Annotated in this window: 20 protein-coding genes; 3 read left to right on the top strand and 17 right to left on the bottom strand. The window is 61.6% G+C overall.

The features are described 5' to 3' along the window. Positions 1 to 25 precede the first annotated feature (25 nt). From CFI11_RS11755 to CFI11_RS11735, 5 genes are all read right to left on the bottom strand, one after another. Complete coding sequence (locus CFI11_RS11755; protein ID WP_130406146.1) at positions 26 to 1393, bottom strand: tetratricopeptide repeat protein; 1368 nt, start codon at positions 1391 to 1393, stop codon at positions 26 to 28. Positions 1394 to 1580: 187 nt separating this feature from the next. Continuing rightward, on the bottom strand, positions 1581 to 2765 hold the full coding sequence (locus tag CFI11_RS11750; RefSeq protein WP_130406144.1) for a CaiB/BaiF CoA-transferase family protein: 1185 nt from the start codon (positions 2763 to 2765) through the stop codon (positions 1581 to 1583). Then, positions 2752 to 4371 (bottom strand): thiamine pyrophosphate-binding protein, encoded by a 1620-nt coding sequence (locus tag CFI11_RS11745; protein ID WP_371687478.1) that lies wholly within the window; start codon positions 4369 to 4371, stop codon positions 2752 to 2754. The genes CFI11_RS11750 and CFI11_RS11745 overlap by 14 nt, the downstream gene beginning before the upstream one ends. Positions 4372 to 4479: 108 nt before the next feature. Then, positions 4480 to 6690, bottom strand: a complete 2211-nt coding sequence (locus CFI11_RS11740; RefSeq protein ID WP_130406140.1) for a thiamine pyrophosphate-dependent enzyme — start codon at positions 6688 to 6690, stop codon at positions 4480 to 4482. A gap of 4 nt (positions 6691 to 6694) precedes the next feature. After that, positions 6695 to 7927 carry an acyl-CoA dehydrogenase gene (locus tag CFI11_RS11735; RefSeq protein ID WP_130406138.1) on the bottom strand — a complete coding sequence of 411 codons (1233 nt, stop codon included), beginning with the start codon at positions 7925 to 7927 and terminating at the stop codon, positions 6695 to 6697. Positions 7928 to 8014: 87 nt separating this feature from the next. Between CFI11_RS11735 and CFI11_RS11730 the strand changes: the two genes are divergently transcribed. Then, positions 8015 to 8926, top strand: coding sequence for a LysR family transcriptional regulator (locus CFI11_RS11730; RefSeq protein ID WP_130406136.1), 912 nt, complete (start codon positions 8015 to 8017; stop codon positions 8924 to 8926). Positions 8927 to 8937: 11 nt separating this feature from the next. Here CFI11_RS11730 and phoB read toward each other — a convergent pair whose 3' ends face one another. The 11 genes from phoB to CFI11_RS11675 form a co-directional block, all read right to left on the bottom strand. Next, complete coding sequence (gene phoB, locus CFI11_RS11725; RefSeq protein ID WP_130406134.1) at positions 8938 to 9627, bottom strand: phosphate regulon transcriptional regulator PhoB; 690 nt, start codon at positions 9625 to 9627, stop codon at positions 8938 to 8940. 6 nt (positions 9628 to 9633) lie between these two features. Beyond that, complete coding sequence (gene phoU, locus CFI11_RS11720) at positions 9634 to 10341, bottom strand: phosphate signaling complex protein PhoU (RefSeq protein ID WP_130406132.1); 708 nt, start codon at positions 10339 to 10341, stop codon at positions 9634 to 9636. Positions 10342 to 10355: 14 nt separating this feature from the next. Further along, positions 10356 to 11153, bottom strand: coding sequence for a phosphate ABC transporter ATP-binding protein PstB (gene pstB / locus CFI11_RS11715; protein WP_130406130.1), 798 nt, complete (start codon positions 11151 to 11153; stop codon positions 10356 to 10358). 10 nt (positions 11154 to 11163) lie between these two features. Continuing rightward, positions 11164 to 12528 (bottom strand): phosphate ABC transporter permease PstA, encoded by a 1365-nt coding sequence (gene pstA / locus CFI11_RS11710; RefSeq protein ID WP_130406128.1) that lies wholly within the window; start codon positions 12526 to 12528, stop codon positions 11164 to 11166. Beyond that, entirely contained in the window at positions 12525 to 14003 is a 1479-nt protein-coding gene (gene pstC, locus CFI11_RS11705; protein ID WP_130406126.1) for a phosphate ABC transporter permease subunit PstC, read from the bottom strand. Before pstC ends, pstA begins: the two co-directional genes overlap by 4 nt. Positions 14004 to 14080: 77 nt before the next feature. Then, positions 14081 to 15121 (bottom strand): substrate-binding domain-containing protein, encoded by a 1041-nt coding sequence (locus tag CFI11_RS11700; protein WP_130406124.1) that lies wholly within the window; start codon positions 15119 to 15121, stop codon positions 14081 to 14083. A gap of 172 nt (positions 15122 to 15293) precedes the next feature. Then, positions 15294 to 16340: an ATP-binding protein gene (locus CFI11_RS11695; protein WP_130410001.1), complete on the bottom strand. Its 1047-nt coding sequence runs from the start codon at positions 16338 to 16340 to the stop codon at positions 15294 to 15296. A 51-nt stretch (positions 16341 to 16391) separates the two neighbouring features. Further along, positions 16392 to 17579 (bottom strand): PLP-dependent aspartate aminotransferase family protein, encoded by a 1188-nt coding sequence (locus CFI11_RS11690; protein ID WP_130406122.1) that lies wholly within the window; start codon positions 17577 to 17579, stop codon positions 16392 to 16394. Next, on the bottom strand, positions 17579 to 18103 hold the full coding sequence (locus CFI11_RS11685; protein ID WP_130406120.1) for a gamma carbonic anhydrase family protein: 525 nt from the start codon (positions 18101 to 18103) through the stop codon (positions 17579 to 17581). Before CFI11_RS11685 ends, CFI11_RS11690 begins: the two co-directional genes overlap by 1 nt. After that, positions 18100 to 18741 carry a guanylate kinase gene (gene gmk / locus CFI11_RS11680; RefSeq protein ID WP_130406118.1) on the bottom strand — a complete coding sequence of 214 codons (642 nt, stop codon included), beginning with the start codon at positions 18739 to 18741 and terminating at the stop codon, positions 18100 to 18102. Before gmk ends, CFI11_RS11685 begins: the two co-directional genes overlap by 4 nt. A gap of 11 nt (positions 18742 to 18752) precedes the next feature. Then, positions 18753 to 19631, bottom strand: a complete 879-nt coding sequence (locus CFI11_RS11675) for a YicC/YloC family endoribonuclease (RefSeq protein WP_254449077.1) — start codon at positions 19629 to 19631, stop codon at positions 18753 to 18755. A 263-nt stretch (positions 19632 to 19894) separates the two neighbouring features. Between CFI11_RS11675 and CFI11_RS11670 the strand changes: the two genes are divergently transcribed. Further along, positions 19895 to 20557, top strand: a complete 663-nt coding sequence (locus CFI11_RS11670) for a PAS domain-containing protein (RefSeq protein WP_130406114.1) — start codon at positions 19895 to 19897, stop codon at positions 20555 to 20557. A 103-nt stretch (positions 20558 to 20660) separates the two neighbouring features. On the opposite strand, the gene CFI11_RS11665 is transcribed toward CFI11_RS11670, so the two are convergent. After that, positions 20661 to 22031, bottom strand: coding sequence for a class II 3-deoxy-7-phosphoheptulonate synthase (locus CFI11_RS11665; protein ID WP_130406112.1), 1371 nt, complete (start codon positions 22029 to 22031; stop codon positions 20661 to 20663). 174 nt (positions 22032 to 22205) lie between these two features. Between CFI11_RS11665 and CFI11_RS11660 the strand changes: the two genes are divergently transcribed. After that, complete coding sequence (locus CFI11_RS11660; RefSeq protein ID WP_130406110.1) at positions 22206 to 23210, top strand: GlxA family transcriptional regulator; 1005 nt, start codon at positions 22206 to 22208, stop codon at positions 23208 to 23210. Positions 23211 to 23334 lie beyond the last annotated feature (124 nt).

The raw sequence follows: 23334 nt of genomic DNA, 5'->3' as shown, positions 1-23334 counted from the left end.
GTTTGTCCCAGTTCTGGCCTTTTGATTATTGCGCCGGAATGCTTTGATGCGCGGCCCCGCGACCTGCGGCGATCAGATCCCGGCGTGCTGACGTATAGCCATCTTCGCGTCCCGCGCGACGCGCCTGGCGGTCATCGAGGATCGCTTCGGCCTGGTCAAGCCGGCCCGCGCGAATACCGGCATCGATGGTCAGCCTTTCGAACACGTCCCGCTGTGCATGGCTGCCACCGGCGTTCTGCAGGGTGCGGCGGGCTTGCGCAAGATGGTCGAATGCAGTGTGAAAATCCGCCTCGCCAAAGGCTTGCAGCCCCCGCGCCGAGGCAAGTCCGGGATCGCCCATGCGGATCTGGCTTTCCGTGCCGCTAGCCGCGGCATCGCACTGCATGCGCCCAAGAAGGCGGGCGATCGCGTCCTCACGTTGTCCCCCGATCAAAGCCAGCAGATAATGCAGATCCGCGAAAATCAGGCAGCCATCCTCGGTCCGCTCGGCGCTGATTTGTGCCAGCTCCTCCCAGCGGGTACCGACATCGACACCGTCGAGCTCCAGTCGCGACAGCAAAGACGTTGCGTTAGAGATATCACGATAATCGTCCGTCTTGTCGGCCCGGATTTCCGCATCGTAAAGAGCGAGCACGGTATCGACTTCCCCAAGGTCGAGATGCATCAGGGCCTTGTGCCACCAGACGTGATAGCGGAAATTGTTGCAATGCGCCCAGGCGGCCTCCCGTCCTGTCAGCCAGTCAATGCCACCCCGCGCATCGGCGGTCATATCGTAGACATGCGCCACTGCATGCAGCCCCCAGGCATCGTCCGGCGCAAGCCAAAGCGACTGACGCCCCGCAATCTCGGCCTTGGCGTATTCACCGGTCTCCTCAAGCGCAAAAGCGTGACATCCAAGCAGATAGCCCCGTGCCTTGTGGTCCGGCTCATAGGCGGGCAGCGCCCGTTCGATCGACGCGCGCATGCCCGCGGCATCCCCAAGAACAAAGCGAATGGCATGGCTGAGCTTCATCGCAAGCGGATCGGCGGGATGCTCGCGAAGCACCTGTTCCAGGGACGCAATCGAGGCGGTTGGCTTTCCATCCAGCCACATCCGCAGCGCATCCACGAAATGACGCTCGCGAGGTGTTGCCCCGCCCTCCTGCAGCGCCTGATCCGCGGATTTCAGGGCTTCGCGGGCGGTCTCGATCAACTCACGCCGTCCCAGAAGCAGGTAGAACAGCCCCTTGACCGCATGGGCCAACGCAAAGCGCGGCGCAAGTTCAAGGGTACGGACCAGATGTTTGGGCGTTTCGGCCCCATGTGCAAGAAACGCCAGTACGGCTTTATCCCATGCCTCTATAGCGTCGGCATCTGCAAGGCTCGTGGGCGTGCCGAAACTGTCATTGCGCATCGTGGGCTCCGATTCTGATAGACGGGCAATTGTGTTGCTTGACGGATACCAACGTGGATATGCGAATGAAAACGTTGACCGCGCCCGTCACAGCTTAGTGACAGCCCGTGTGACGACGGTGAAAAAATGTCATTGAATCCGCCGAATTTTCGGGAATACGTGACCAATTGAAACAATTGACGCCGCTTTATTCGGCAAAAGGCGTCTTACTTTTCAAAACCGTTTCAGTATCGGCCCCGAAAGCGGGCGGCGCATGACGATACGTCACCGGCGTTTTGGAGAATTTGAGCGGATTGCCGATCAATTCCACTTCGGCCTCAGCGGCTTGCATCACGATCTTCATGTCTCGCGCGGCAACCTGATCCGATGCGAAAACCTGGTCCAACGTCTGGACCGGCCCGACCGGAACTTTTCGCGCTTCTAGCCCGGCGATCACGTCATCGGTGCTGCGACTTGCCAATGCCATGCGCAATCGCGGCAAAAGATCCTCCCGATGGATCAGTCGTGCCGGATTGGTCGAAAACCGGGGATCGTCCGCCAGATCCGGGTGATCCAGAAAGTCCACAAATCGGGTGAACTGACTGTCGTTTCCAACGGCAATAATGACATGACCGTCGGAGGTGGCAAAAACGTCGTATGGGACGATATTCGGATGTGCATTGCCCCAACGCTTTGGAACGTCGCCGCTGGTCAGGTAGTTGACGCCTTCATTGATCAGCCAGGCGATCTGCGCATCAACAAGCGCAAGCTCCAGATGCTGGCCTTCCCCGGTTCTGTCCCTGTGGCGCAATGCGGCAAGGATCCCGACGGTCGCATACATGCCACACATCACATCGGCGATGCCGACCCCCACTTTCGTGGGCACGCCATCGGGGTCCCCGGTCAGCGACATGATCCCGCCGTACCCCTGCGCCATCAGGTCATAGCCTGGTTTGGTGCTGTTCGGCCCGGTTTGACCAAACCCGGAAATCGAACAATAGACCAGCCCCGGAAGGTCCCGGCCAAGGCTATGATAATCGAGCCCGTATTTCGCAAGGCCTCCGGGTTTGAAGTTCTCGATCAGGATATCGGCCTCGCCCGCCAGGCGCCGGATCACCGCCTGTCCGTCCGGGGTGGCGATGTCTATCGCGACAGAGCGCTTGTTGCGGTTGGCCGACATGAAATAGGCGCTGAGATCAGTGGGCTGGCCCTCACCGTTCTCGACAAAAGGCGGCCCCCAGGCGCGGGTGTCGTCTCCTTTGGAGGCCGGGTTTTCGATCTTGATGACCGATGCGCCCAGATCGCCCAAAAGCTGGGTACAAGTGGGGCCAGCCAGGATCCGGCTGAGATCCAGAACCTTGACGCCTGTAAGCGGCCCGTCAGATGCGGCCATCATACCCCTCCCGGTCAATTTCCGCAGCGATCAGCGTGAACCGGTCTGCGGTCAGCGCATCCTCCAGCGCCGCGCGCAGTGCCGCCCGGCTGCGCACGCTCACGCCATGACCGCCAAAGGCGCGGCCCATCGCGGCAAAGTCATGCCGTCCGAAATCCACGCCGCGATTTGTCATCTGCCTCTGGCGCTGCTTCAATTCGATGAGCGCGAGGCTCGCATCGACAAAGACAATGAAAATCGGGTTGCCGCCCAACTCCGCCGCCGTCGACAATTCTCCGGCCACCATCAGAAGGCCCGCATCGCCCGAAAAGCTGACCACGGGCCGCTCCGGGCTGGCGAGCTTCAGGCCAATGGCAAGCGGCACCGCGCAGCCCATCGTGCACAGGCCCGAGGATTGCACCAGCCCTTTTGGCTCATGACAGCGCCACATCTGCGACAGAAGGATCCGGTGCGCGCCGCTGTCGGCTGTGGCCAGGGTGTTTTCGGGAAGGACCGCGCGGGCCTCGGCAATGACCGCCGCCGGTCCCCACTCGTCGCTCTCGGGGAAAGCCTCTGTCAAAGCGTCTTTGACGCGCGACACTTGACCGTCCGTCCAGGTCGCCCGACCGCACAGGCCCTGAGCCAAAGCTTCGAGCGTCGCACCCGTATCGCCGACAAAGCTGAGCCCCGCCTGGTGCATATAATGGTCGTTGGGCGCGCCGGTGATATCGATCACGCGCTGCCGCCCCGCGTCCCAGATCTCGCGCCATCCGGTGCGCATCTCTATCGGATCGTAGCCGATCCCCAGGACCAGGTCGGCCTCCTGCAAAAGCGGTATCAGATGACGGTCGGCCAGCGGCGACAGCCCGGCACCGCCCAGACACAGGGCATGGTTCTCTGAGATGACGCCCTTGGCCTTGTAGGTGGTCACGAAAGGGATCTGAAAATGCTCGACAAAAGCCTGCAAGATGGCGCAGGAGCGGTCATGAAGCACGTCGAGACCGATCACGGCGACGGGGCGCTGCGCCTCGGCCAGCCAGGCCTGCGCGCGGGCCAGATCCGCGCCGGCGGGCGCCAGAGGGCTGGCGGGCGCGCGGCGCCGACGCTCGGTGACGGAAACCGGGCTATCAGCGACAGAGATCGGCACGTCGATATGCACCGGCCCGGCGCGCGGATCGGTTGCGGCGCAGACGGCCTTGTCGGCGATGATGTCCGCCCCATCCGGGGTCAGGCGAAAGCTGGCCTTGGTGATCGGACGAAACACCGCCTGGTGATCGAGCACCTGATGGGTGTAGGTCAGCGCCTCATCCGCATCGACGCAGCCGGTGAGTATGATCAGAGGCACCCGGTCCTGCTGCGCATTGGCGACCACGTTGACGCCATTCATCGCCCCCGGCCCCACTGTTGCCACCAGAATGCCGGGCGCGCCGTCGCGATGGTGGACACCTTCGGCCATAAAACCGGCGGCATTTTCATGCTTGGCCAAGGTGAAACGAATGCCCGCTTTCTCCAAGGCATCCACCAGTGTCAGAACCTCGCCCCCCGGCATTCCAAAGGCGTGGCGGCAGCCCGCCTCGTAAAGCCGTTGCGCCAGAATATCGGCGGCACGCATGGGGGCGGCAGTCATCATCGTCTCTCCGGGTCGCAAACCTTCGCGTCCACCTACGGATGCATGCCGCACTGCCGCAAGACCTCTCACGTCACTGTGACCTTCCGGCATGAGATTAAGTCGTCCTCAAAGGGCTCTCAGCGCGCCATCGCAAACCAGCGAAAGGGCCGCCTCGGCGATGCTCTCCGCACTGGGCAGCGTCGCGCCATAGGCAGGTCCCGTGGCGATGAAACTGTCCTCCGCCGTGATGCGCGCGACACCCGCGCGGCCAGCCTCAGCAAAGAGCGTCATGAGCGCTTCACTCTGCGAACCGGTCCGCCGGCATTCGTCAACGATCAAAACCTTGCCGCAGGGCTCTGTGGCCTCCAACACGGCTTCGGTAGCGAGAGGCGCGAGCCAGCGCAGGTCCACGATGCGGGCGGAGATGCCATTCATTTCCAAAACCTTACGCGCCTGGTGGCTGAGATAGACGCCGTTCCCGTAAGTCACGACAGCAAGATCCGTCCCATCCCCGTCGACCGACAGTGAACCGAGGGGCGCCACATCCGCCGGGTCGGGATACCGGCGCATCCAGAGCCCGTCCGCAGGCTTGTGCAGATCACGCATGGGATAAAGCGCGATGGGCTCCACCATGACCACGACGCGCTGCTCCTCCCGCGCCAGCCTGACCGCCTCTCGCATCATCCGCACCGCCTCTGCCCCGTCCGAGGGACAACCGATGACGATACCGGGGATGTCGCGCAGCACGGCAAGGGAATTGTCGTTGTGGAAGTGCCCGCCAAAACCCTTCTGATAGCCAAGCCCAGCGACACGGATCACCATCGGGTTTGTGTATTGACCGTTCGAGAAGAACGGCAGCGTCGCGGCCTCTCCCCTCACCTGGTCTTCGGCGTTGTGCAGGTAGGCCAGGAACTGGATTTCGGGGATCGGTACAAAACCGTTCTGCGCCATTCCGATGGAGAGGCCCAGAATGCTTTGCTCATCCAGCAGCGTGTCGATGACGCGGCGGGCTCCGAACCGGCCTTGCAGCCCTTTGGTGACCCCGTAGACACCCCCTTTGCGCCCGATATCCTCGCCCGCCATCACGATCTCGGGATGGGTGAGCATCAGGTCGGTCAGGCCCAGGTTGATGAGCTTGCTCATCGGCTGCGGTATCTCCTGCGCGCGCATGTCGGACGCACCGAAACAGGCCGTCCGGTCCTCGGGGGCGGGCGCATTGGGGCGCGTGACGTCTCTCCGGGGCGGCACGATGGATGCCATCACCTGCGCCGCTGTCTGCAGTTTCGGGCGGGTCACCGCCCGGTCTGCCGCGTGCTCGGTCTCTGCCCAGATCCGGTCATAGATGGCGCGGATCTCATCGGCGCTTTCAGCTCCTTCGGCGATCAGCCGGGCGGCTGTATGGATCAGCGGATCGTCCCGCTCCGCCGCGTCAACCTCGGATTGCGGGCGGTAAGCGGCCTCCATATCTGGCCCGGCATGACCGTAGAGCCGCACGCATTTCATATGCAATATCACCGGCGCCTTACGTCGCCGCGCATGATCCGCCGCCTTCCGTGCCGCTGCAAACGTATCGACGATATCGAGCCCGTTGCAGGACATATACTCAAGTCCGGGGCGCGCCCGAAGCACCGCGCCTACCCAGCCATCCGGCGACTTAACAGAAATGCCTATCCCATTGTCTTCACAGACAAAAAGCAAAGGCAGAGGCACCCCCTGCCAGGCCGTCCAGCCTGCGGTGTTCAGCGCGCCCTGCGCGGTGGAATGGTTGAGCGACGCGTCCCCGAAGCTGCACATCGCGATTGCGTCATCCGGGTAGTCCGGTGCCAGCGGCGGACATTTCCGCGCCAGTCCGATGGAATAGGCCGCCCCCACCGCTTTGGGCAGATGGCTCGCGATGGTCGAGGTTTGCGGCGGTATGCTCAGCGCCTTCGATCCCAGCACCTTGTGCCGTCCGCCGCTGATCGGATCCTCCGAGGATGCCGTAAAGCTGAGGAGCATGTCCTTGAGCGGTGCCTGCCCTTCCACCTGTCCTGCGCGGGCGATCTGAAAGGCCGCGTCCCGGTAATGCAGGAAGGCCGGATCGGTGGGCCGCAGCGCCATGGCAATGGCCGCGTTGCCCTCATGCCCGGACGAGCCGATCGTGTAGAATCCCTGCCCTTTCGCCTGCAGCTTGCGCGACATCCGGTCGAGATGCCGCGACATCACCTGCGCCTCGAAGAGCGCACGCAGGTCGGCAGCGCTTAGACCCGCCTCCGCGGCGCTGCCGGTCACATCTGGAAGGTCCCCTGACGCGAGACGCGTCAGGAAAGCCTCATGCACGATTTCCGCGCGGTCCATGGGATCAGAAGAACGCCTGCAGACCCGTCTGCGCCCGACCCAGGATCAGCGCGTGCACGTCGTGGGTGCCCTCGTAGGTGTTCACCGTCTCCAGGTTCATCATGTGGCGGATCACCTGAAATTCCAGACTGATCCCGTTGCCGCCATGCATGTCGCGGGCGTTGCGGGCAATCTCCAGCGCCTTGCCGCAATTGTTGCGCTTGACGATGGAAATCATCTCGGGCGCCGCATTGGCGGCATCCATCAACCGACCGACTTGCAGAGAGCCTTGCAAGCCCAAGGCAATCTCGGTCTGCATATCGGCCAGCTTCTTCTGGAAAAGCTGTGTCTGGGCCAGCGGACGGTTGAACTGATGGCGGTCCAGCCCGTATTGCCGTGCGGCGTGCCAGCAGCATTCGGCGGCCCCCATCACGCCCCAGCTAATGCCGTAGCGAGCGCGGTTCAGACAACCGAACGGACCTTTCAGGCCCTGCACATGCGGCAGCAGCGCGTCTTCGCCGACCTCGACGCCATCCATCACGATCTCACCGGTGATCGAGGCGCGCAGGCTCATCTTGTTTTCGATCTTAGGCGCAGACAGACCGGCCATGCCTTTCTCAAGGATAAAGCCGCGGATCTTGCCACCATGCTCTTCTGACTTGGCCCAGACCACGAAGACATCCGCGATGGGCGCATTGGAGATCCACATTTTCGAGCCGGTCAACTTGTAGCCGTTCGCCGTCTTCTCGGCCCGTGTCTTCATGCCCGCAGGGTCGGAGCCCGCATCGGGTTCTGTCAGGCCGAAACAGCCGATGAACTCTCCACTCGCCAGCTTGGGCAGATACTTCTTGCGCTGCTCTTCGGAGCCGTAAGCATAGATCGGATACATCACCAGCGAGGATTGCACCGACATCATCGACCGGTAACCGCTGTCCACACGCTCAATCTCGCGCGCGACAAGACCGTAGGAGACATAGCCCGCGCCAAGCCCACCATATTCTTCGGGCACCGTGACGCCCAGAAGGCCCATCTCCCCCATCTCGCGGAAGATGCCGGGATCGGTGGTCTCGTTGGCGTAGGCGTCGGTCACGCGCGGCTGCAACTTCTCCTGCGCGAAGCTGCGGGCGCTGTCGGAGAGCATCCGCTCTTCTTCGGTCAACTGTTCGCTCAGGCGCAGCGGATCCTCCCAGTTGAACTGGCCCAGATCAGGGGCGTCTTTTGCTTTCAGGGCGGGTTGTGTCTTGGCTTGAATGTTCATGGCATCCTCCGTTCGAGCGTATGGTACCTCAACCGAAGCGCAGAAAACAGCGAGACTCCCGCAGGTTTTCATGACAAAAGCTCATACATGAGCACGCCGCGCAAATTTCTGCCCTCCATCGCCTCCCTGCGCGCACTGGAGGCTCTGGACCGCCTGGAAAGCGCGTCAGCCGTTGCTGACGAGTTGAGCCTGACGCAAAGCGCCGTGAGCCGTCAGTTACAGGCTCTGGAACGGCAAATGGGCGTCGATCTGATCCTACGGGAGAAAAAGCGGTTGTCGCTGACCCCTGCGGCCAAGGATTACGCGGGCGAGATCCGTGAGGCGCTGGGTCAGATTGCGCAGGCCTCGCTGAAGCTGACGGTGAACCCGCCCGGAGGCACCCTGAACCTCGCCATTCTACCGGCTTTCGGGATGCGATGGCTGATGCCGCGCCTGCCGGAATTCGCGCGGCTGCATCCGGATATCACGATCAACATGTCCACCCAGCTTGAGCCGTTCAACTTTGCCACGCATCCCTTTGATGCAGCGATACATTTCGGAACAGCCGATTGGCCCGGAACGGGTCGTCTGGTGCTGCGGCACGAAACGCTGCTGCCGATCTGTGCGCCATCCCTGCTGGACGGCGGCGTCCTGCGCAAAGCCTCTGATCTCGCACGCCTTCCGCTGTTGCATATCGAGACGCGCGCGCAGGCCTGGCAGGATTGGTTCGATTACCACGATGCGCAGGTGCCAACGCCCTTGCCCGGCACGATGTATGATCAATTCTCAACCATCATCCAAGCCGCGATCCACGGGCTGGGCGTGGCCCTGGTGCCCGACTATCTTGTTGAACAGGAGCTTGCCGCGCGAAAGCTCACGGTGGCCTGGGGCCGCCCGACGGAAGCGAAAGGCGCCTACTACCTGGTCTGGCCAGAAGCGAAGGCGCGCAATCCGTCCCTTCAAGCGTTTCGCACCTGGCTCGCCACGCAAGCGGAACCCGAAGACCCCCTGCCCCGCTGATCGCAGCGCGATCAGCCGAGCGCGTAGCCTGCGCCGCGCACGGTGCGCACCGGATCTTCGCCGCCATGCTGGGTCAGCGCCTTGCGCAGCCGACCGATATGGACATCGACCGTGCGCGTATCGACGTAGATATCGCGCCCCCAGACCCGGTCCAAAAGCTGCTCCCGGCTCCAGACCCGGCCCGGCTTCTCCATAAAGGTGGAGAGCAGGCGAAACTCCGTCGGGCCCAGTTTCAACGGCTTGTCCGAGCGGCTGACCTTATGGGTCTCCGCATCCAGAATGATGTCATCGAATTGCAGCCGCAGCCCCACGGTCGAGGGCCTCACCCGCCGCAATTGCGAACGGACGCGGGCCATCAATTCAATTACCGAATACGGTTTGACCACATAGTCATCCGCGCCGGTCTCAAGACCGCGGACCTTGTCGACCTCTTCGGAGCGTGCCGACAGCATGATGATCGGGATCGTCCGGGTTTCGGGCCGCGTCTTCAGCCTCCGGCACACTTCGATGCCCGACAGATTGGGCATCATCCAGTCGAGCACGATGATGTCCGGCACGTCCTCATCAACAAGCAGCAGAGCCTCGTCCCCGTTCTCGGCCTTGCACACGCGAAAGCCTTCGGCTTCGAGATTGTAGGCGAGCACTTCTCTCTGCGCTAACTCATCCTCGACCACCAGAACGGTTGGTTGATCGGCAGGCATGGCGTCTTACTCCTGCGTTGCAAGCGATGTTGTGTCGGCTTTCGGCCTCGCCTCGTCCGGGCGTTCGCCGCTGACCAGATAGACGACCTGTTCGGCGATCGCGGTGACGTGGTCCCCCATCCGCTCGATATTCTTGGCGATGAAATGAAGATGCATGCAGGGCGTGATGTTGCGTGGGTCTTCCATCATGAAGGTCAGGAACTCGCGGAACAAAGCGTTATACATCTGATCGACCTCCCGGTCGCGTTCGATGATGTCGGCGGCCAGCTCCGCATCGCGCTGGATATAGGCGTCGAGCGCGTCCTTGAGCATCAGCTCGACCTCGCGCGCCATGCGGCGCAGCGCACCCGCGCTGTCGTTGATCGGCGCCATCTGGGCCAGAACGCTGGTGCGCTTGGCCATGTTCTTGGCATAGTCGCCGATCCGTTCGAGATTGCCGCTGATCTTCATCACCGTGAGGATGATCCGCAGATCGACCGCCGTGGGCGCCCGCAGGGCGATAACCCGGGCCGCTTCCTCGTTGATGATCTCTTCCAGCGCGTCGATGGCCTTGTCGCCATGGCGCACCTTCTGGGCCAGCTCCTCGTCGCGGGTTTCAAGCGACTTGGCGCTGTCCATGATCGCCGCCTCGACAAGGCCGCCCATCTTCATGATCTGCGCCTGAATAGCCTCAAGGTCGCGGTCAAACGCAGACGCGATATGTTGCTCTTGCACTGTCTTCGCTCCTGTTAGCCGATCCGACCGGTGATATAGCTTTCCGTGCGGGGATCTTCCGGATTGGTAAAGATCTGGCCCGTCTCGCCGTATTCCACCAGATTACCCAGGTGGAAAAAGGCGGTTTTTTGGCTGACCCGCGCGGCCTGTTGCATCGAGTGGGTGACAATCACCACCGAATAGTTCTGGCGCAGCTCGTCGATCAACTCCTCGACCTGCGCGGTGGCAATCGGGTCAAGCGCCGAGCATGGCTCGTCCATCAACAGCACTTCGGGCTCGGTGGCCACGGCACGCGCAATGCAAAGCCGCTGCTGCTGACCGCCCGAAAGCCCCGTGCCCGGTGCATCCAGCCGGTCCTTCACCTCGTCCCAGATGGCCCCGCGGCGAAGCGAGCGTTCCACGATCTCATCCAGTTCCGCCTTATTCTTGGCCAAGCCATGGATGCGGGGGCCGTAAGCGACGTTGTCGTAGATCGACTTTGGAAACGGGTTGGGTTTTTGAAACACCATGCCCACCTTGGCCCGCAACTGCACCGGATCGACCGCCTTGTCATAGATATCCTCGCCATCCAGCAGGATGTCCCCTTCGACACGTGCGACATCAATGGTGTCGTTCATGCGGTTGATGCAGCGCAGAAACGTCGACTTGCCGCAGCCGGATGGTCCGATGAACGCGGTTACGGTCTTGTCCTGGATGTCGACGTCGACATCCTTGATGGCGTGGGTATCGCCGTAAAAAACCTGCACCTTGCGCGCCGCGATCTTGATTTCCGTGGCTTCCACGTCTCTCTCCACAATTCTCATGTCATTCATGGCTCGCTCCTTACCAGCGGCGTTCGAAACGGCGGCGCAGGATCACCGCGAGTGTATTCATCGTGATCAGGAAGACGAGCAGGATGATAATGCCACCCCAGGCCCGTTCATAAAAGGCCGGGTCCGCGCGTTTGGCCCATTCGTAGATCTGGGCCGGCATCGCGGAATTCGGATCCAGAAGGCCCGAGCCCACGCTGTCGGGCATGTTGGAGGCCACAAATCCGATCATCCCGATCAGCAGCAACGGCGCGGTCTCTCCCAGTGCCTGGGCCAGTCCGATGATCGTGCCGGTGAGAATGCCGGGCGCAGCAAGCGGAAGCACGTGATGAAACACCGATTGCATCTTGGACGCTCCGACGCCCAGGGCGGCATCCCGGATCGACGGCGGCACCGCTTTCAGCGATGCACGGGTGGAGATAATGATGGTTGGCAGCGTCATCAGGGTCAACACAAGCCCGCCGACAAGCGGGGCCGATTGCGGCAGGTGCATATAGTTGATGAAAACCGCAAGACCCAGGATCCCGAACACGATGGATGGCACCGCCGCGAGGTTCGAGATGTTCACCTCGATCACGTCGGTGAGCCAATTCTTAGGTGCAAATTCCTCAAGGTAGATGGACGCGGCCACTCCGATGGGCAGCGACAGAAACAGAACCACCAACATCATGAAGAGCGAACCCACCATCGACACGCCCATGCCAGCCGCTTCTGGGCGCTGATCGGACGCGTCCGCGCCGGTGATGAACTGAATGTTGAAGGTTTTCTCAAGCGTGCCCATCTCGATCAGCTTATCCGCGAAGTCGAGTTGTTCGGCCGAGATGCTGCGGTCGTTGGCGATGCTTTCGCGGCTGACCCGCTCTTTGAGGTAGCCGTCGATCCGGCTGGAGGCGAGAAAGCGAAATTCCACCGTTTCACCGATCTGATCAGGGTTGGCCAGAACGAAGTCACGCAACTGCGCAGGCGCGCTTTTGGATAGAAGCCCGGCCATGTCACCACCGTCAAGGTCGGTCTCAAGGCCCAGTTCGGCGGCCTTGACCTCGAACGCGTCCCGGATCAGGGGCGCATAGCCGAACGTCGACACCTTGCGCAGATCCGCGGGGTCGCGATTGCCGTTTTTGTCGAGCTTATCTTCCTGCAGCGTGACGCTGAGATTGACAAAGGACTGCTGGAAAGCGCCCGTTCCCCGCCCGATGATCGTGGTCACCAGGATCACCAGCATCAACAGACCGATGCCAATTGCGATCAGACCGTAGATCTTGAACCGTTCCTCGGCGGCGTTGCGCCGTTTGGTCCGGGCGTCCAGCTCCAGCAGCGAGGATTTCGGGGGCCGCCCTGCAGGGCTTGCGGCAGCAGGGGTCGAGGTGATGTCGGTCATTCGTACTGCTCCCGGTACTTACGCACGATGTAAAGCGCGAGGATATTAAGCCCCAGCGTGAGGACAAAGAGGGTCAGACCAAGCGCAAAGGCGACAAGCGTTTCGGCGCTGACAAAGTCGGTATCGCCCGTAAGCTGGCTGACGATCCGCGTGGTGATCGTGGTCATCGCGTCAAACGGGTTGAGTGAGAATTGCGCAATGGCACCGGCGCCAAGCACCACGATCATGGTTTCCCCGATGGCGCGGCTGGCCGCCAGCAGCACGGCCCCGACGATCCCGGGAAGGGCCGCAGGCAACACCACCTGGCGCACGGTTTCGGACTTGGTGGCGCCAAGGCCCAGAGAGCCGTCGCGCATCGCTTGCGGCACGGCATTGATGATATCGTCGGAAAGAGAGGACACAAACGGGATCAGCATGATGCCCATCACCAGGCCCGCCGTCATCACGGCGGTGCCCCCGGACATCCAGGTAAATCCCAGCATCCCATTGTCGCCCCGACCAAAGACCGAGACCAGCAAGGGGCCGACTGTCAGAAGCGCAAAGAGCCCGTAAACGATGGTCGGGATCCCGGCGAGCACTTCAAGAAGCGGCTTGGCAAAGGCCCGTGTCCGAGGTCCGGCATATTCCGAAAGGTAGATAGCGGCGAAAAGACCGATGGGAACCGCAACCGCCAGCGCGATGAACGAGATGTAAAGCGTGCCCCACAAAAGCGGCAGGATCGAAAGATCGCTGTTGCCACGGAAATTCGGGGCCCAGCTTCCGCCAAAGAAAAAGTCCGTCCAGGGATGAAGCCGAAAGAAATTCATCGTCTCAAACAACATCGACAGAACGATACCGACGGTTGTGAGGATCGCGATGCAGGCGGCAAAGATCAGCAGGGCCAGAACACCCTGTTCGACCACATTGCGCGCGCGGAAATCCTTGTGCGTGCGGCTGTAGGACCAGGCCAGACCGGCCATGGCCAGCACGATGACCAGAACGGTCATTATCGTGTTACCCGTCGCGGTCATCTGGCGATATTGCTGTGCGGCGCGCAGCACCTCTGGCCGTACATCCGAGCCAAGCGCCACCCCGACGGCGCCCAGGCGGCTGCGAATGTCGGTGAATTCGGGACGGATCGACTGCGCTTCTTCCTGTGTCAGGGCTCCGCGCTCGACGGCCACGTCCAGGCCGTCTGCCAGCCGGCGCACATCGCTCATCACAAGCGAGCGTGTCAGACCTTCGGGGATCAGTTCATCCGGAATGACCGTGCTGATGGACCGTTCGATGAAAACCGGCTGCGCCAGCAACCAGATCGCAAGAACGCCCAAGGCAGGGACCAGAGAGGTCAGCGCGACGTTGTAGCCGTAATAGGACGGAAGCGAATGCAGCTCGCGGGAATCTCCGCCTGCGGATTTGAAAGCGCGCGCCCTGCCCGCCACAAATCCCACAACCGCCAAGGCGATAACGAATAACAGGAGCCAGGTCACAGGCATGATGTCCCCGTCGGGTCAAGTCATTGAAAGGTTCGGGGGCGGGTGAACCCGCCCCCGAAAACGCCGGATCAGCAGGATTAGCTTGCGCCACCCATGACCGCTTCGTTCTCGACAGCGGTCTGCGTTTCGCTCAGTTCAGGATCGGACACCAGGCCGTATTGGGCCAGCGGGCCATCCGGGCCGGCAATCTCGTCCGCAACGAAGAAGGATGCGAATTCCTTCAGGCCGGGGATCACGCCGATATGTGCTTTCTTGACGTAGAAGAACAGCGGGCGTGAGACAGGATATTCACCGGCAGCGATGGTTTCGGTGGACGGCGCGATGCCACCCATCGTCGCCACTTTCAGCTTGTCGGTGTTGTTTTCGTAGAACGCCAGACCGAAGACGCCGATGCCGTTCTGGTTGCTGTCGATGCGCGCCAGCGTTTCGGTGTAGTCACCGTCGATGTCCACGGACTTACCGTCGGTGCGGACGGCCATGCACGCCTCTTCGGCGGCATCTTCGTCCATGCCCATGCCCATCATGGCTTCCATGGCGCCGGTATCTTCACAGCCCTGCAGCAGAACCTTCTCTTCAAAGACTTCACGGGTGCCGTGCTTGGTGCCCGGGATGAAGGCGGCGATGTCAACGGCGGGCAGCTCGGCATTCGCGTCGGCCCAGGTCATGTTCGGGTTGGCAACCATCTCGCCATCCACTGGCATTTGAGCGGCCAGCGCGTTGTACCAGTCGGACGGCTCAAACGCGGTGAAGGCCGGGCCGTCGATCTGGCTGGCGAACACGATGCCGTCATAGCCGATGCGTACCTCGATGATGTCGGTCACGCCGTTTTCCGCGCAGGTCGCGATCTCACGCTCACGGATCTGACGCGATGCGTTGGCGATGTCGATCGTGTTTTCGCCCACGCCTTCGCAGAATCGCTTCAGACCAGCCGAGGAGCCGCCCGATTCAACGACAGGTGTCGGGAATTCGAAGTTTTCGCCAAAAGCTTCCGCCACGATGGAGGCATAGGGCAGAACAGTCGAAGAGCCGGCAACTTGCACTTGGTCACGGGCTGCGGCGGTCGTTGCGGACACAGCAGCAATGGCCAGCGCCGAAGCTGTCAGTTTCACAAAGGACATGTGAGTCTCCTGGATAGAGTAGAACAATGATCACCCCCATGATGATCTTGCGCCCCATTTATTTGCGGGACATGAGCCTTTTGTGTCAGTTAGGTAACAGTATTATGACAGTCCAAGCCCGGCGCGATCAGGTGCGAGACTGTCGCATCAATAAAGCGTCACGAGGCTGGTCTCACATCGGCAAAATCACTGTGAAAACAGCGCCCTGCCCCAGATCGCTCTCGACGCGCAAGCGTCCGCGATGCCGGTTCACGATGTGCTTCACGATCGCAAGGCCAAGGCCAGTGCCACCCATTTCCCGGCTGCGGTGACTGTCTGCGCGGTAAAAGCGCTCGGTCAGCCGGGGAAGGTGGACAGGGTCGATTCCCGCCCCCTTGTCGATAACCTGCACCCGCAGGGCCGCCGCGCGCAACGCAGGATCACGCTCTGACACCGTCAGGACCACATCCACGACGCCACCCGCATTGCCGTATTTGATCGCGTTTTCAATCAGATTGGTGAATACCTGCCGAAGCTGGTCGGGATCTCCGGTGACATGGGCAGGCTCATCCGGCGCGGACAAGTGCAGTTCGACCCCAGCGTCCTCGGCAACGGGCTGGATCGACTTCAATGTCGAGCGGAGCTGCGCCGTCACATCGACGGTGTCACGTGGGCGCACCCGTTCGTCCCCTTCGACCCGGCTGAGCGACAGCAGGTCGCCGACAAGACGGTTCATGCGGCCCGCCTCGCCTTCCATGATGCTGAGGAACCTGTCCCGGGCCGCCGCGTCGTCGCGCGCCGGTCCCCGCAATGTTTCGATAAAGCCCATCAGAGCGGTCAGAGGTGTCCGCAGTTCGTGGCTCACATTGGCCACGAAATCGCGACGCATCTGTCCCGCCTGCTCGACCTGTGTCACATCCTGAAAGGTGATCAGCACAGCGCCGGCCATGACCGCTCCGATGGTGGGCACATACCGGCAATGGACCTCATAGGTGGTGTCCTGCGCTCCGTCATTCGAAAGGTGCTTGGTCTCGCGCGGTTTGCGGTCGCGCAGGCACCCTTCGATCGCATCCAGCATCAAAGGTTGGCGCAGGATCGTTGCGAAATGGCGCCCGACGATCTGCTGGCCCAGGAAAGTATGCGCATCGGGGTTGGACGCGATCAGCCGCTCGGACTGATCGACCAGCACAGCGGGCAACGGAATGGCCGTCAGAAAGCCCTGGATCAACTCCTCCGACATCTCCGGACCTTTCGCCATCACGTCACCCGTATTGCGCGATCTAACATCGGGTTATGACGCTTCCATGGCAGCCGCGACGGCATCGGCAAAGATCGACTTGAGCGTTCCTGCGTCCTCCAAACCCACGGAAACACGGAAGAAACCTTCGCTCAGCCCAAGCGCTTCCCGTTCCGGGACGGTCAGTCCACGATGCGAAGAACTCGCGGGATGGGAGAGTGTTGTCCCAACGTCGCCCAATGTCGGCGCAAAGCTCAACCCGTCGGCGGCGCGGGTAAACGCATTTGCCGCCGCGCGTCCGCCTTCAAGTTCGAAACTGACCATGTTGCAGCCCTGCTCTCCCAACAGGTCCCGCGCGCGGAACCTGTCCGGATGATCCTGACGCATCGGATAGAGGACCCGCTTGACACCAGGCAGGGTCGCGAGATGGTCCGCCAGGGCGGTTGCCGTCTCTTGCGTCCGGTCAAAACGCAGATCGAACGACAGCAACCCCCTCTCCGCCAGCCAGCAATCGAACGGGCTGGGCGTCATGCCGGTGGTGATCGAGAAAATGCGCATCCGTTCCGTCAGCGCAGGGTCACGGGCCGCGACATAGCCCAGCATCACGTCGGAATGCCCCGAAAGCAGCTTGGTCAGGGAGTGGATAACAATGTCCGCGCCATGCTCAAGCGGTCGGATCGCACGCGGCGTGGTGAAGGTGTTGTCGACAGCCAGAAGGATCCCCCGCTCGGCTGCGAGAGCGGCCAGGCCTTTCAGATCGGCGACACGCAATGTGGGGTTCGACACGACCTCCACCAAGATCATCTTCGTCTCGAGGCGCAGCGCCGCGCGGACGGCTTCGACATCGCCGGGATCGGCCAGCGTGGTCGAGATCCCAAGGCGCGGAAGATCCTCTTTCATCATCCGCAGCGAACGACCGTAAAGCTGGTTGCCCCCGATCACATGATCGCCACTGTCGAGCAGTCCAAGCAAAACCGACGACACCGCAGCCATGCCCGAGCCGGTCACGACGCCCCCGTTGGCCCCTTCCATCGCATCGAGCCGCGCGGCGACGACATCCGCATTGGGATGTCCTTCGCGTGAATAGGTGTATCCATGCACCCGGCCCTCGTACTGGTCGTCCAACGCGTCGGGCGTTTCACTGGCATAGACCACCGAGGGCGAAAGCGGCGTGACGACCGGATGGCTTGCGCTCTCCGGCAGGGGCGTCGGTCGGATCAGCGAACCCTTGGCGTTGCGCATCAGCCCACCACCGTCAGCTGATCCCGGAACTTGCGCATGTTGTTCTGGTAGTGCAGCGCGCTGCCCTCCAGCATCTTGATCGCAGCCGCGTCCAGTTCCCGCACCACCTTGCCCGGCGAGCCCATCACCAGGGAGCCATCGGGAATGACCTTGTTCTCGGTGATCAACGCATTGGCGCCGATCAGGCAGTTGTTGCCGATCTTCGCCCCATTCAGCACCGTGGCCCCCATCCCGATCAGCGTGTTGTCTCCGATCGTGCAGCCATGAAGCATGACCTTGTGGCCGATGGTGCAATTGCGCCCGATGGTCAGGGGAAAGCCCGCATCGATATGCATGACGCAGTTTTCCTGCACATTGGTGCCCGCGCCGATGCGGATCTCTTCGTGATCGGCGCGGATGGTCGAACAGAACCAGACCGACGCGCCCTCCTCCAGGATCACCTGCCCGATCAGGTTGGCGTCGGGGGCGACCCAGGTGTCGGCATGAAGCTGGGGCTGATGCCCGTCCAGAGCGTAAAGGGTCATGTCTGTTCCTCGAATTGCGTTTGCAGGTGGCGCACATGGGCGTTGATGCCCGGTTGCTGCATTCGGCGCAGCCGTGTGGCGGTTATGATGGTTTTCAGGTGCGCTTCAGTCGCATCCAGATCGTCGTTCACCAGTACGAAATCATACCCATCCCAATGGCTGATCTCGTCCCAGCTTTTCTGCATGCGCTTGGTGATCGTGTCGGCATCGTCCTGGGCACGACCTTCCAGACGCCGGCGCAGTTCCGGAATGGAGGGCGGGAGCAGGAAAATCGAAAGCGTATGCGCGCCAAGGCTGGAATTTCGGATCTGCTGGGCGCCCTGCCAGTCAATGTCGAAAAGGACATCGCAGCCTCGATCAATGGCCTCCTGAACGGGCTTTTGGGGCGAGCCGTAGAAGTTGCCGAAGACATGGGCATGTTCCAGCATGCCGCCTTCTGACACCAATTGCTTGAACGTGGCTTCGGGGACGAAATGATAGTCCTTTCCGTCCTCCTCTCCCGGTCGCCGCGCGCGGGTCGTGGCCGAGACCGAAAAGACGATGCTGGGGTCCCAGTCCCTCAGCCTGCGGGCCAGGGTTGATTTTCCGGCACCCGAAGGTGAGCTGAGAATGATCAAAAGACCGCGGCGATCCGGCATGTCGTCCCTCCCTATTCGACGTTCTGAACCTGTTCGCGCATCTGGTCGATCACGGCCTTGAGATCCAGGCCGACCTGCGTGAGCGCTGTGGATTGCGACTTGGAACAGAGTGTGTTGGCTTCCCGGTTGAATTCCTGCATCAGAAAATCGAGCTTTCGGCCCACCGGGCCGTCTGCATCGAGAAGGTCAAGCGCTGCGGCGATATGGGCGCGCAGCCTGTCCAGTTCTTCCGTGACATCCGATTTGACGGCAAGCATCGCCAGCTCCTGCGCGACGCGATCGGGATCTGCCCCGTCGGCAGTGTCGAGCACCTTCGCCAGGTTCGCGGCAAGGGACGCCGCCATGTCCGACTTGCGCGCTTCCGCAAGCGTTGCCGCCTGGTCGGTCAATCTTGCAATCTCGGCGATCTGCGCGCGCAAAACGGTATCGAGGGCCTCTCCCTCCCGCCCGCGCATGTCATTGAACGCGCCCAGAAGCGTGGAGAGCTGGGCCAGCAGCTCTGCTGCAAGCGGGCCGGTGTCATCGTCACTGCCGCCCTGTTCGACCACGCCGCGGATGGACAAAAGATCCGCCGCGGTCATCGGTGCAAGGGTCAGGCCGTTTCGATGCGCCGTTGCCTCGGCCTCTTGCGCCATGCTCAGCACACGCTCCAGCGCGGTCGTATTGAGATTGAGCTCCCCGCCCCCTTCTTCCCGTGTGATCCGCAAGGACAATGTCACGCTGCCGCGTTTTATCGTGGCGCCCAGGATCGGGCGCAGCTTTTGCTCCAATCCCTCGATCCAGTCCGGGACCCGCAAGCGCAGATCCAGGCCCTTTGCGTTCACGGACCGCAGCTCCCATGCCCAGCTATGCGGTCCGAATTCTCCGCGAAGGGAAGCAAAACCGGTCATCGAATGGATCATCTGAACGTCTCTCGGATAGATTGGCGGATCGAGGGGCACCTAATGCGATGGCAGGGATGACCGCAAGCCCCGCAACCCGTTGATATGTTAACCAATGGCAGCGGAAGTTCTCCGGACTTTTGCTCAAATGTGTCATATTAAGATTTAGGTAATGATTATGCAGATAGTCCTAATCGGTGCGGGGATACGGTCAGGCATGGGTTCGCCCGGCTCCCTGCGACAGCGGATCAGGACGGTTAACGAGGACAGAGATGACCGTGAAGATGTTCCAGAGCTCCGAGCAAACGAGCAATGTAATTGCCATGGACCGCTTTCGCACCGACAAAAGGGCGCATGCCTTGCGCCAGATCGAGGCATATTGGACAGTACTCAGAAGCGATGGCGACCTGCCCTACCGGTCGCAGATTGATCCACGCGGGCTGGAAAACGTTCTTGAACACACTTTTATCCTGGAACGCATCGCGCCGGGTATCGCCCGGTTTCGGATCGCGGGTTCGCATCTCGTGCGTCTGTCCGGCATGGAGGTGCGCGGCATGCCGATGACCTGCCTCTTCGCGGCCGGTGCCCGGACGACGTTTAGTTGCGCGCTTGAGACATGCTTTGACAGTCCCGCCATCATGATGCTGGATATCGAAGCGGAAACCGGGATTGGACGACCAAACCTGGAAGGCGAAATCGTTCTGCTTCCTCTGAAAAGCGATCTTGGCGAGACAAATCGCGTGCTGGGCGGGATGATCACACGCGGACCAATCGGACGGACCGCGCGGCGGTTCAACATTACCCATGTCACGGACAGGCTCGTCTATGGCACGGCGAAAGAGGCGAGCGCGCCTGCTGTGCAAAGCTTTGCGGAAGACGCCGCCCCTTTCGACCCCTGCCCGTCTCACCTGCGGCTGATAAAGACCGATAGCTGAACCCCTGCGGCTGCCCCGCCCGTCAAGAGACCGCGCGGGGTGCTGCATTCACTGAGGCACGGCCCCTTGCTCTATCTCTACGTGCCGCCAAGCGACAGGTTCATTACCCTGCCACGCGGTCCAGCCGACGGGCCCGCAGGCCGGACAACTCCTCGGCCACGAGGAATGCCAGCTCAAGCGACTGGCTTGCGTTCAACCGGGGATCGCAGGCCGTGTGATACCGCGCGCTGAGATCCTCTTCACTGACAGCGCGCACACCGCCGGTGCATTCGGTCACATCCTGACCGGTCATCTCGAAATGGACGCCACCGGGAACGGTGCCCTCGGCCTGGTGAACAGCGAAAAAGTCGCGCACCTCGGACAGGACCGAATGGAACGGGCGGGTTTTATAGCCGGTATTGGACTTGATCGTATTGCCATGCATCGGATCGCAGACCCACACCACGTTGGCCCCTTCCTCTTTGACGGCGTTGATCAGGCGCGGCAGGTGCTCGGCCACTTTTCCCGACCCGAACCGCGCGATGAGGGTCAGTCGTCCCGCCTCGTTCTCGGGGTTCAGACGCTCCATAAGGATTTTGAGATCCTCGGCCGTCGTTGTCGGCCCGCATTTCAGACCGATGGGGTTGAGCACACCGCGGCAGAATTCCACATGCGCCCCGTCCGGTTGCCGTGTGCGGTCGCCGATCCAGATCATATGCCCGGAACCGGCCAGCCACTTGCCAGAGGTCGTGTCCACGCGGGTCAGGGCCTCTTCGTATTCCAGCAGCAAGCCTTCGTGGCTGGTGTAGAAATCGACCGATTGCAACGTATGCGCGGTGTCCTGATTGACCCCGGCGGCTGACATGAAATCGAGCGTGTCGGTGATCCGCCCGGCCATTTCGCGGTAACGTTCCGCCTTTTCCCCTTCGGTGAAACCAAGTGTCCAGGAATGCACCTGGTTCACATCCGCATAGCCCCCGGTCGAGAAGGCCCGGATCAGGTTCAGCGTCGCGGCGGCTTGCGTATAGGCCTGCAGCATTTTTGCAGGGTCCGGGATCCGCGCCTCGGGCGTGAAATCCAGCTCGTTGATGATGTCGCCCCGATAGCTGGGCAGTTCCACCCCGTCGACAATCTCTGTCGGTGCGCTGCGTGGCTTGGCGAATTGGCCGGCCATCCGTCCCACCTTGATCACCGGCACCTTGGCGCCGTAGGTCAAGACCATCGCCATCTGCAACATCACCTTGAACGTGTCGCGGATGCCGTCCGCGCTGAATTGCTCAAAGCTTTCCGCGCAATCGCCGCCCTGCAAGAGAAACGCCTCCCCGCGTGAGGCGGACCCCAATTGCTGTTTCAACCGACGTGCTTCGCCCGCGAAAACCAGCGGCGGATACTTGGCAAGCTGCGCCTCGACCCCGGCCAGCCGGGCCGCGTCGGTATAATCGGGCATTTGAACCCGGGGCTTGTTGCGCCAATCGGTCTTCTGCCACTCGGACATCGCTGATCACTCCGCTGATCGGTCAGATTTGAATGACCTCTATACAAAAGCAGGCCCGGCGTGACCATATCACAAATGCGACCACTTGACGCCGCGATAAACCCGTGAGCAAGGTGCGCAATATCGCGCGAAAACACCCCAGTTGAGAGGGTGTGCCAGCAAAGGACGCCAGCCATGAAAGAGCAACGTCAAGTTGTCGAACTGGACAGCCCCCCGGCCAAGCCCCGCCGTTTCGTTTTTGTCCTGCTGGACAACTTCACCATGCTTTGTTTCGCGTCGGCGCTGGAAAGCCTGCGGATCGCGAACCGCATGGCAGGGCAAGAGCTTTATTCTTGGTACCTTGTGGGCGAAGGCGGCGAGCAGGTGCAATGCTCGGCGGGCACGTCCTTTTCCGTGGACGGCGACCTTGGCGAGTTGCTGCGCGACGACACGGTCATGCTTTGCGGCGGGATCGACGTGCAACAGGCCACTACGCGCCGCCTGCTCAACTGGATCCGGCGCGAGGCGCGCAAGGGGTTGACGATCGGCGGGCTTTGCACCGCGGGCTACACCATGGCAAAGGCCGGCCTGATAGACGGCAAAAGGGCGACAATCCATTGGGAGAACCAGGACAGCTTTGCCGAGGAATTCGATGAGGTCGAACTGACAAAGTCGGTTTTCGTCGTTGATGGCACACGCATGACAACGGCGGGCGGCACATCCTCCATCGATCTGATGCTGAAATTGATCGCAGATGATCACGGCGAAGAGCTGGCCAATGCGGTGGCGGATCAGCTTATCTATTCGTCCATTCGCACCGACCAGGATACGCAAAGGCTGTCCGTTCCTACCCGCATCGGCGTACGCCACCCCAAGCTTAGCCAGGTCATCCAGATGATGGAGGCCAATATCGAGGAGCCGATCAGCCCGTCGATCCTGGCAAAGGACGTGGGCATGTCGACGCGACAACTTGAACGGCTCTTCCGGCGCTATCTCAACCGCAGCCCCAAGCGTTACTACATGGAGTTGCGGCTTCAAAAGGCCCGCAATCTGCTGATGCAGACGGATATGAGCGTCATCAATGTCGCCCTGGCTTGCGGGTTTGCCTCACCATCGCATTTTTCAAAGTGCTATCGCGCCCATTACGATACCACTCCTTATCGCGAGCGGGGCACCCAGGCGGCGCGCCTGTCGATCTGACGTGGCCGTTCAGCAAGCGACTGCCCGGAATTACGAAAGACGGCGAGCGCTGCTTCACATGTGAAAATCACTTGCGTTAGATCAAACCCAGCACGGCATCACGCGGCTAGACTCGCTTCAAAGC

Source organism: Thalassococcus sp. S3, assembly GCF_004216475.1.
Lineage (GTDB): Bacteria > Pseudomonadota > Alphaproteobacteria > Rhodobacterales > Rhodobacteraceae.
This window is presented reverse-complemented; position numbering and strand designations above follow the sequence as displayed.

What these genes read in the sequence shown, in the direction of transcription:
- CFI11_RS11700 (WP_130406124.1), bottom strand. Translation starts at nt 15,121, where the DNA reads ATGTCCTTTGTGAAACTGACAGCTTCGGCGCTGGCCATTGCTGCTGTG.
- CFI11_RS11690 (WP_130406122.1), bottom strand. Translation starts at nt 17,579, where the DNA reads ATGCGCAACGCCAAGGGTTCGCTGATCCGACCGACGCCCCTGCCGGAG.
- pstA (WP_130406128.1), bottom strand. Translation starts at nt 12,528, where the DNA reads ATGACCGACATCACCTCGACCCCTGCTGCCGCAAGCCCTGCAGGGCGG.
- CFI11_RS11660 (WP_130406110.1), top strand. Translation starts at nt 22,206, where the DNA reads ATGAAAGAGCAACGTCAAGTTGTCGAACTGGACAGCCCCCCGGCCAAG.
- phoB (WP_130406134.1), bottom strand. Translation starts at nt 9,627, where the DNA reads ATGCCTGCCGATCAACCAACCGTTCTGGTGGTCGAGGATGAGTTAGCG.
- gmk (WP_130406118.1), bottom strand. Translation starts at nt 18,741, where the DNA reads ATGCCGGATCGCCGCGGTCTTTTGATCATTCTCAGCTCACCTTCGGGT.
- CFI11_RS11695 (WP_130410001.1), bottom strand. Translation starts at nt 16,340, where the DNA reads ATGTCGGAGGAGTTGATCCAGGGCTTTCTGACGGCCATTCCGTTGCCC.
- CFI11_RS11740 (WP_130406140.1), bottom strand. Translation starts at nt 6,690, where the DNA reads ATGGACCGCGCGGAAATCGTGCATGAGGCTTTCCTGACGCGTCTCGCG.
- CFI11_RS11730 (WP_130406136.1), top strand. Translation starts at nt 8,015, where the DNA reads ATGAGCACGCCGCGCAAATTTCTGCCCTCCATCGCCTCCCTGCGCGCA.
- CFI11_RS11670 (WP_130406114.1), top strand. Translation starts at nt 19,895, where the DNA reads ATGACCGTGAAGATGTTCCAGAGCTCCGAGCAAACGAGCAATGTAATT.
- CFI11_RS11685 (WP_130406120.1), bottom strand. Translation starts at nt 18,103, where the DNA reads ATGACCCTTTACGCTCTGGACGGGCATCAGCCCCAGCTTCATGCCGAC.
- pstC (WP_130406126.1), bottom strand. Translation starts at nt 14,003, where the DNA reads ATGCCTGTGACCTGGCTCCTGTTATTCGTTATCGCCTTGGCGGTTGTG.
- CFI11_RS11745 (WP_371687478.1), bottom strand. Translation starts at nt 4,371, where the DNA reads ATGACTGCCGCCCCCATGCGTGCCGCCGATATTCTGGCGCAACGGCTT.
- CFI11_RS11675 (WP_254449077.1), bottom strand. Translation starts at nt 19,631, where the DNA reads ATGACCGGTTTTGCTTCCCTTCGCGGAGAATTCGGACCGCATAGCTGG.
- CFI11_RS11735 (WP_130406138.1), bottom strand. Translation starts at nt 7,927, where the DNA reads ATGAACATTCAAGCCAAGACACAACCCGCCCTGAAAGCAAAAGACGCC.
- CFI11_RS11750 (WP_130406144.1), bottom strand. Translation starts at nt 2,765, where the DNA reads ATGGCCGCATCTGACGGGCCGCTTACAGGCGTCAAGGTTCTGGATCTC.
- CFI11_RS11755 (WP_130406146.1), bottom strand. Translation starts at nt 1,393, where the DNA reads ATGCGCAATGACAGTTTCGGCACGCCCACGAGCCTTGCAGATGCCGAC.
- pstB (WP_130406130.1), bottom strand. Translation starts at nt 11,153, where the DNA reads ATGAATGACATGAGAATTGTGGAGAGAGACGTGGAAGCCACGGAAATC.
- CFI11_RS11665 (WP_130406112.1), bottom strand. Translation starts at nt 22,031, where the DNA reads ATGTCCGAGTGGCAGAAGACCGATTGGCGCAACAAGCCCCGGGTTCAA.